General features: G+C 47.5%; 6 protein-coding genes and 1 riboswitch. Of the genes, 2 read left to right on the forward strand and 4 right to left on the reverse strand.

The genetic code is table 11. From position 1 onward, the window contains the following. Positions 1-114: 114 nt before the first annotated feature. Entirely contained in the window at positions 115-735 is a 621-nt protein-coding gene (locus LZP69_RS15735) for an amidase family protein (RefSeq protein ID WP_234201672.1), read from the forward strand. A 280-nt stretch (positions 736-1,015) separates the two neighbouring features. Beyond that, entirely contained in the window at positions 1,016-2,296 is a 1,281-nt protein-coding gene (locus LZP69_RS15740) for a YeeE/YedE family protein (protein ID WP_234201673.1), read from the forward strand. Positions 2,297-2,398: 102 nt separating this feature from the next. Here the strand turns inward: LZP69_RS15740 and LZP69_RS15745 are convergent, their stop codons facing one another. From LZP69_RS15745 to LZP69_RS15760, 4 genes are all read right to left on the reverse strand, one after another. After that, complete coding sequence (locus tag LZP69_RS15745; protein WP_234201674.1) at positions 2,399-2,938, reverse strand: hypothetical protein; 540 nt, start codon at positions 2,936-2,938, stop codon at positions 2,399-2,401. 84 nt (positions 2,939-3,022) lie between these two features. Continuing rightward, a riboswitch (cyclic di-GMP riboswitch) is annotated at positions 3,023-3,112 on the reverse strand. Between the two features lie 222 nt (positions 3,113-3,334). Further along, on the reverse strand, positions 3,335-5,164 hold the full coding sequence (glmS, locus tag LZP69_RS15750; protein WP_234201675.1) for a glutamine--fructose-6-phosphate transaminase (isomerizing): 1,830 nt from the start codon (positions 5,162-5,164) through the stop codon (positions 3,335-3,337). A 50-nt stretch (positions 5,165-5,214) separates the two neighbouring features. Further along, entirely contained in the window at positions 5,215-5,994 is a 780-nt protein-coding gene (locus LZP69_RS15755; protein WP_234201676.1) for a DeoR/GlpR family DNA-binding transcription regulator, read from the reverse strand. Positions 5,995-6,136: 142 nt separating this feature from the next. Then, positions 6,137-8,302 carry a TonB-dependent receptor gene (locus LZP69_RS15760; protein ID WP_234201677.1) on the reverse strand — a complete coding sequence of 722 codons (2,166 nt, stop codon included), beginning with the start codon at positions 8,300-8,302 and terminating at the stop codon, positions 6,137-6,139. Between the last annotated feature and the right edge of the window lie 258 nt (positions 8,303-8,560).

An 8,560-nucleotide genomic window follows, 5' to 3' on the forward strand; every position in this document is an offset into this window, starting at 1 on the left:
ATTTCCGCTTTTGTTATGTAAATGTTATTGATAACAGGTGTTGCAATTGCATCAATTCACTCAATAAAAACCAATAGAAAACAGATAATAATATTAAATAGAAAGGGACGCTTCATGGGGAAAAGATTAAGGCTGTTTGCTGGCGCCATAATGTTGTTAGGGATGACAGGCTATGCCAGCCAAGAGGCAAACCCACCCGCGAGTCTGGCTCAAGCCAGCCTAAATGACATTCAGCAGTTACAAGATGGACAGCTGACCTCGGAGGAATTGATTAATTACTATCTGCAACGTATCGATGCTCTTAATAAACAGGGGCCTGAACTGAATCCTGTGATAAGCCTTAACCCCAAGGTAATCGATGAGGCCAGGCAGGCCGATCGGGCACGCCTAGCCGGTGCGATTATTTTGGGTAAAGCCAATTTAAGTGAGTGGGCCAACTTTCGTTCCACCCGTTCAAGCTCGGGCTGGAGTGGTATAGGGGGCCAAACCCGCAACCCTTATAACCCAAGCACCTCAACCTGTGGCTCCAGCTCAGGCTCGGCGGTGGCCATAGCCGCCGATTTAGTGACTCTGGCCATGGGCACAGAAACCGATGGGTCAGTGACCTGTCCTAGCGCCATTAATGGCATTGTCGGCATTAAGCCCCCTTGGCCTCATCAGTGCGGGGGAGTCCAAGGCATTACCCGTCGGTGTCAGCTTCTTTGGCAGCGCAAAATCAGAAGCCACATTGATTGAAGCCGCCTATGGATATGAGCAGGCCAGCCAGGCTCGCCAAGCTCCTAAGTTCTAATAGGTAAATTGCTATCGTCTGGCTGCATGATTGACAAAGCCGCAGCCAGACTGAGCTCTTCATTCACCTCGAAAGAATCGACATCCCACCTTCTGAGCAATTTATGATTTTTGTGCACTTCACCGCATAACATTTAGATCTTTAATATGGCAATTAACTGTTAGGTATAAATGAGATTAAAAGATAGAATCCCGCTTCTTTTTTGTACTATTTGTCGGTAACACTATGTCCACTATCGAACTCTCGCAGCCAGAGGTGAAAACCAGTCAGGCGCTGTGGGGCGGATTAATCGCACTCTTAACCCTGGCTTTAGGCGCGGCCTTACTCAAGGATTCGACGCTATTTTTGCGTTTAGTCTTAGGTTTAAGCCTCGGCTTTGCTTTGACCAAAGCCTCCATCGGCTTTGCCGGCAGCGTAAACCGGGCATATCGCCGCGGTTCGACTCAACTACTGCGCACCTTAATGCTGCTGTTTGTCATCACAGCCATTTTTAACGCCGGTTTGCTCTATAAATCTGGGCCTGCAGGCTTCGATTTATGGGTTAACCCAATCAATTTAGGTTTAATTATTGGCGGTGTGATGTTTGGTGCCGGCATGTGTCTGTCTAGCTGCTGCGCCAGCGGTGTGATGGTGGAAATGGTGTCTGACATTCCCAGAGCCCTGACGACCCTGTTTTTCTTTGGTTTTGGTGTCTTTATCGGTTTCCCGCTGCAAGCCACGGCACCCTGGATCACTGAGTCACTATTTCATAGCAGCAGCTTTGCTAACGGTGTTTATCTGCCAGATCTGTTTGCCTTTGGCCCTCTCAATGGCTATCTGTCAGCAGTAATAGTGACTGTGGTTTTGGCCGTTATCGTCAACCATTTTGCGAAACGATACGAGCAAGCCAAGCGTAATGATGGTAGCTACTTGGGTGTCGATGGCGAGTTACAACGTGAAAAACTCACCGCTCAGCCACGCCCACTAAACACAGCCCTTTTCAGCCGCGCCACCTACCAAATCTGGTTTGCCGAAATGTGGACTCTGCGCCAGGGTGCGTTCGTTATCGCCATCATCTTCGCCATTATGATGGCGACCACAGGCGCAGGTTGGGGCGCTTCAACGCCATTTGGCATCTGGTTTGGCAAGTTTCTAATGTTGTTTGGCGTTTCATCGCAAACCTTGGCCGAATTCAGTCACCGTCCGGCGGCCTTGTTCGAATTAGCCTTTTTTGAGCATCAAATTTCGGTGCAAAACTTAGCCATTTTGGTCGGCACGCTGATCGCCGTATTGCTGATGGGACGCTTTAGTCATCCATTTAATACACGTCACAGCGCTAAGCAATTCGCCCTATTTGCCCTAGGTGGCGCTTTGATGGGTGTCGGCACCCGCCTGGCCAATGGCTGTAATGTGGGTGCGCTTTATACCCCGATAGCCAACTTCTCTCTATCAGGCTGGGTATTCCTGATATTCCTTATCATAGGTGGAGTTTTAGGTAACAAATTTGCTCAGCTGGTTAATCGATAACTTTTGTTATCCAAATAAACCTCTGCAGTGATAGAAAACAAAACGCCACGCCTTTAAAAGGGCGTGGCGTTTTTTCGATAACTCAAATGAACACACTTTGAATCATTCTGTGATTGGAAGATCCATCCACTCGCTTGCGACCTTGCCAGACTCAGTCGCAGGCGCAAACATCACTTGCAATAAGGGGCTTTCGCTGCCTTCCATATCATCACTCCCTACAACAAACTCCCAATTCAAGCCTTGTCCAGGACCACTACAATCATAGTCACTGGTATACTCTGAATTAGCGTTAATAACCATTCCTTTAAGATCAAAGCCAGTGATCATTTCTTTCTTGTTTTTACGTGAATCCAAAGTTGCCTTAGCATCCACTGATGTGCTCATAGATGGAGTCTTGCTTTGAACAAGCTTTCCATTTTTATTAAATCCTTCACATAACCAAGTGACAGTTCCTTCGCTGATAAAACGGAATTGCAGCGAACCGGCATTTTCCTGTAGTTGACTGTTATTCCAGTCAAACAAGGATTGAATATCTCCCTTGCCGACAAAACCGACACCATTTTCATCATAAGTAACAGAAGCGTTCGCCGACAGCGCAACAAACAAAGATGCCAGAGCGATTACTGTGTGTTTAATTTTCATATACTCTCCGAAAGGTAAAAAACAAATTTCCATATACAATTAGCGCCCGCTCTTCTTGGCTCAGCACTAACGTTTTTCACCTGATTCGGCAACTCAGCCATCTTAATAAAGCCAAATACACTAAGATCCGAAGCTTTGCGGCCCCGTTTCACAACGGGTGTGCCTGTTCGTCAGTTGACCTTGAAAAATAAGTAGTTAACTTAAATCCGCCTAAAATATGAACGATAATTCACAGGCCGTCAAACCCAAGTCGTAAAAATATTTGGTCTATATAAAGATATGCTTATACCCTAAATATATTAGCTTTTTCTATACCCATGACAAAAACGCCCCATGCTGAAAAATTCAGCATGGGGCGTTTTGACAACAATCGTCAGAGAATAATAGTAACCGGGACTATTCCACTGTGACCGACTTGGCTAAGTTCCTGGGCTGATCCACGTCAGTGCCTTTGATCAGTGCCACATGGTATGAGAGCAGTTGCAGCGGGATGGTGTAGATAAGTGCCGCCATATACTCATCACAGTGAGGCACTGGGATCACCTTCATTGTGTCGTCGGATTCAAATTCGGCGTCACGATCGGCAAACACATACATCAAGCCGCCGCGGGCGCGTACCTCTTCGACATTAGATTTAAGCTTCTCTAGCAACTCATTGTTTGGTGCCACCACTATAACTGGCATATCGGCATCGATCAGGGCCAGCGGGCCATGTTTTAACTCTCCTGAGGCGTAGGCCTCGGCGTGGATGTAAGAGATCTCTTTGAGCTTTAATGCCCCTTCCATGGCGATAGGATATTGATCGCCGCGCCCCAAGAACAAGGCATGGTGTTTATCGGCAAAATCTTCTGCCAGCTCGGCAATCTCATCATCCAACCCAAGCACCTGCTCAACTTTGGCAGGAAGCGATTGCAGGCTCTTGGTGATACCCGCCAAGGTGTCATCTGACATGCCATTGTGGCGGCCGATCGCCGCTGTTAGCATTAACAGACCTGCCAGTTGCACAGTAAAGGCCTTGGTCGAAGCCACGCCAATTTCGGCGCCCGCTTTCATCATATAGGCCATATCAGACTCACGAACAAGAGAGGAGCCGGGCGCATTACAGATGGTCATTGTCGCCTTATAACCCATCTCTTTTGCCAGACGTAGCGCGGCTAAGGTATCTGCGGTTTCTCCAGATTGAGAAATGGTCACTAACAAACTGTTAGGGAACAGGTGAGATTTGCGGTAGCGGAATTCTGAGGCGATTTCCACATTACAGGAAACCCCGGCCCACTCTTCCAGCCAGTAACGCGCCGCCATACCTGCATGATAGCTGGTACCACAGGCGATGATCTGCACATGCTTAATCTCTTTGAGAAACTCGGCCGCGTTCTCACCGAAGGCGCTGTCCAGCACCTGACCACCAGCAATACGTCCTTCCAGAGTGTGGGCAATTGCACGGGGCTGCTCGTAGATCTCTTTAAGCATATAGTGACGATATTCGCCTTTATCGCCAGCATCATGAGTCACTTCAGACTCTTTGATCTCACGCTCAATCGGATTGCCATCGACATCAAAAATATTGACGCTGCGGCGCGTCACCTCGGCCACGTCTCCCTCTTCTAAGAAGGCGAAAGAGCGAGTAACAGGCAGTAATGCCAGCTGATCTGAGGCGACAAAATTTTCCCCTAAACCATAGCCAATCACCAGCGGACTACCACTGCGAGCAACTATCATGCGCTCGCTATCACGGCGATCGATAACAACTGTGCCATAGGCGCCTTCCAGCTGTTTAACCGTGGCTTGAACCGCAGCAAGCAAGGTGTCGTGGGTTTTCAGCTCATGATGCACCAAGTGACAGATCACTTCGGTATCTGTATCAGAGGCAAACACATAACCCAAACCTTTAAGCATCTCACGCAGTTTATTGTGGTTTTCTATGATGCCGTTATGCACCACGGCAATATCGCCACTGGATTGATGAGGGTGAGCATTACGCTCGCTCGGTTCGCCATGGGTTGCCCAGCGCGTATGGGCAATGCCCGTACCACCTATTAATGGCTTCTCATCCAATGCATTGGATAACTCCTGCACCTTGCCTACGCGCCTAGTGCTATTGAGCTGACCATTATTGATCACGGCAACACCTGCCGAGTCATAGCCTCGATATTCCAGACGGCGCAGGCCTTCTACTAAGATTTCTGCCACATCCCTTTGCGCCACTGCGCCAACTATTCCGCACATAATAAAACCTTAACTATTTGATAATTTAAACTATTACTAAAAACTGTTTGTTAGAGTGCCTGGTCAAAATAGGGGGCCAAAATCACCTCTATCCCCTGAGCACGAATATTTTTCACCGCCGAGTCTGCAATTCTGTCGTCTGTCACTAGGGTGCTGATCTGCTGCCAGGCTAACTCCAAATTGGGAATTCGCTTGCCTATTTTGTCTGAGTCCACCATCACGACAACCTCGCGGGAAACCTCTGCCATCACCTTGCTCAGGCTGGTTAATTCATTAAAGGTGGTGGTGCCGCGCTCCAGATCGATACCATCCGCCCCGATAAAGAGTTGATCGAAGTTATAGGAACGTAATACCTGCTCGGCCACCTGTCCCTGAAACGACTCCGAATGGGGATCCCAGGTGCCGCCCGTCATCAAGAGTGTGGGTTCATTTTCCAGTTCATGAATTGCATTGGCCAGCGGCAGGGCATTGGTCATCACCACCAAGCCGTGCTTATCATTCAGCTGCTGTACCAAGCCAGCGGTTGTCGTGCCGCTGTCGATAATGATTCGGTTATGATCTTTAATCAGTTTGGCTGCCGCTTGGGCAATTGCCAGTTTATTGGGAGACAGTTTGGCACTAAATTGCCCGGCAGACTCATCTGGTACAGCCACGGCTCCACCGTAACGGCGTAGCAGGAGTCCAGTTTTCTCCAGGGTAGACAAGTCTTTACGAATTGTGACTTCGGAAGTTGAAAAACGATTAGCTAATTCATCGACACTGACCTCACCCTGCTGATTGAGTATGGTGATAATGCTGTGGCGCCTCTGCTGCGTGTTTCGTTTGTTCATTATAACTTTCAGTTAACTTTCGTTTCGAAAGTTATATAGTAATAAATCGAAACTTGTTTGGCCAGTTTAATTTCTGCATCAGCCAAATAAAAAAGCCTCAATCCACTAAAGATTAAGGCTTTTCCATTTTATGATGGCTAGATTAAAACTTAGCTTGCAGGGCCAAGCCGAAATTACGCCCCTCACCCACGGTTACATCGGTATTAGTGCCACCGGCAAGGTAATCGGTATCAAACAGGTTTTGTACATTCAAACGCAAACTGACATCGGTTCCCATGATATCCATGCTGTAAGCCGCCCCTATGTCAAACCGGACATAAGCATCTTTTGTGATTTCGTTGCTGGTGTTGGCAAAGCGTTCACCCACATATAGGGCTCCGAAGTTAAAAGCGAGGTCGTCAGTCATCTCAAAACGAGTCCAGATATTAGCCGACCACTCGGGAGCATCTACAGGCGTCTTCCCATTCAGGCTATCCTTCGCTGGGCGAATATACTCCGCATCTAGGTACATCATAGAGCCGGTTAAGAACCATTTATCACTGACCTGCCCCTGAGCACCAAACTCGAAACCTCTATGGTGTTGTTCGCCGCTTTGGGTGGTGATCACATCATCACCGGCTGGCGTCATAATGTCTAAATCTTCAGTCACAGTGACGTTCGTCACCTTGATGTCGAAAACGGCAGCCGTTAGCAGCAGGCTGCCATCGAATAGTTCCCACTTGGTTCCCAGCTCATATTGCTCGCCATATTCAGGATCCAGGTTCATACCATCGTTAACATCAAAATCGTTGCTGACACTGCCCTGAGGCACAAAACTCTTGGAGTAATTGAGGTAAATATTACCGTTAGCCGTAGGCGCATAGATCAACCCAAACTTGGGAGAAACGGCATAACTATTGGCACCATCACCCTCTTTTTTCTGCTCGTCGTAGCGCACACCCGCAAGCAGTTTCCATTGCTCATTGATTGTCATCAGATCTTGCAGATAGAAGCCATAATGCTTGTAATCGCTCTCTGACAAGCTTGCTCTGTGATAGTCTAAATCAGGTTTTGCCACCGGCTGATCCGGCATAACCAATTGACCTCGTTGACCCGATTCCCGCTGCACGCCGTAATAGTAGTTCAGCATGTTAGCGCCTATGAGTAGCTGATGCTCAAGCCCGAAGGTGTCAAACTGGCCGGTAAAGTCGATAAACCCAGTTTTATGCTGCCAGTCATCATATCGATCGAAGGCGCTAATGGTGTAACCATCGACAAAGGGATCTTCAGAGCCTCTAACTAGGCTTGGCGAGGAATCTAAACGCTGACGATTAAATTGCTGATAGTTATAGCCGGTTTTCACCTTCCAATCGCTGCTGATGTGGTAGGTCAGCTCAGCGCCCAGATTGGATATTGTGTTATCGGTAAATGCCCAAGGCATATCCCAGATAATGTCATTACCGCCAATCACTTCACCTGCACTGTTTAACCAGCCGCCACGGTCGATGCCGGTTTTATCTTGGGTATGATCATATTTCAGCGACAACATGAGATCATCGCTCATATCAAACTCAAGATTCAGATAGCCTAACCAGCGGTCACGCTCCTGTGATGAAGCATCCTGCCCATTTCCTGCAAAATATTCACGCCAGTACTCATTATCTTGTTTAACTAGCACAGTGCGATAACGGAGTGTTTGCGCTTCGTTTAAGCTGCCACCCGCATCTAGCTGAAAACGGGTTGAGCCATGTTCATCTGTATCAAAGCCTAACTCAAACAAGGGGTCGTAGGTCGGCTTCTTGGTCACCATGTTGATCAGTCCGCCAGGACCAGATTGGCCATACAACATGCTAGACGGCCCTTTGAGCACCTCCACCTGCTGCAGTGTTTCAATAGGCTGAACATAGTGGGACCATTGCTGTTGGCCATTAATCAGGAAACCCGAACCAGAAGAGAGTTCGAAGCCGCGGATATTGAACACCTGACGGTTCCACTTTTCGCTGCCACCCGTGACGCTGGAGTCGTTGACTAAAACTTCAGATAGATTAGTGGCGAGCTGCTCGTCGGTGACAAAATCAGGAATCACCGCGACTGACTGCGGGGTGTCCATTAAATCGATATCGCCGCGCATCGCCCCAGAAGCAACACCGACCTTATAGTCATTAAAACTTCTGCCTGTCACTATGATGCGCTCGATCTGAACATCGGTAACTATGCCATAATCAGGCTCTGCCTCATCCTGTGCAGCATAAACAACCCTGCTTGCTAATGCTGTTAAGACCGCAAACCCAATGACTGAATAGTTTAATGAATACCCTTTTACCGACATGACAACCTCACTTAAGCTGGCAACACAATGACAAGTTGCGCCAACTATAAATGAGAATTATTTTTATTTAACTTTATTTACATTGTTTACACTTTTTATGTGATTTATGGCAACTTTCTCTGTTTACACACTAAAATTTATGTGGGTATTTTCAGTTCACAAAGTAAAGAAGGCCCTCCATGTGAAAATCGATACCAATAAAAAAAGCGACCCTAGAGTCGCTTTTTTATTAAAAAAAAAAAAAAATTTTTAGTATAA

This window comes from Shewanella sp. AS1 (assembly GCF_021412565.1).
Classification (GTDB): Bacteria; Pseudomonadota; Gammaproteobacteria; order Enterobacterales; family Shewanellaceae; genus Shewanella.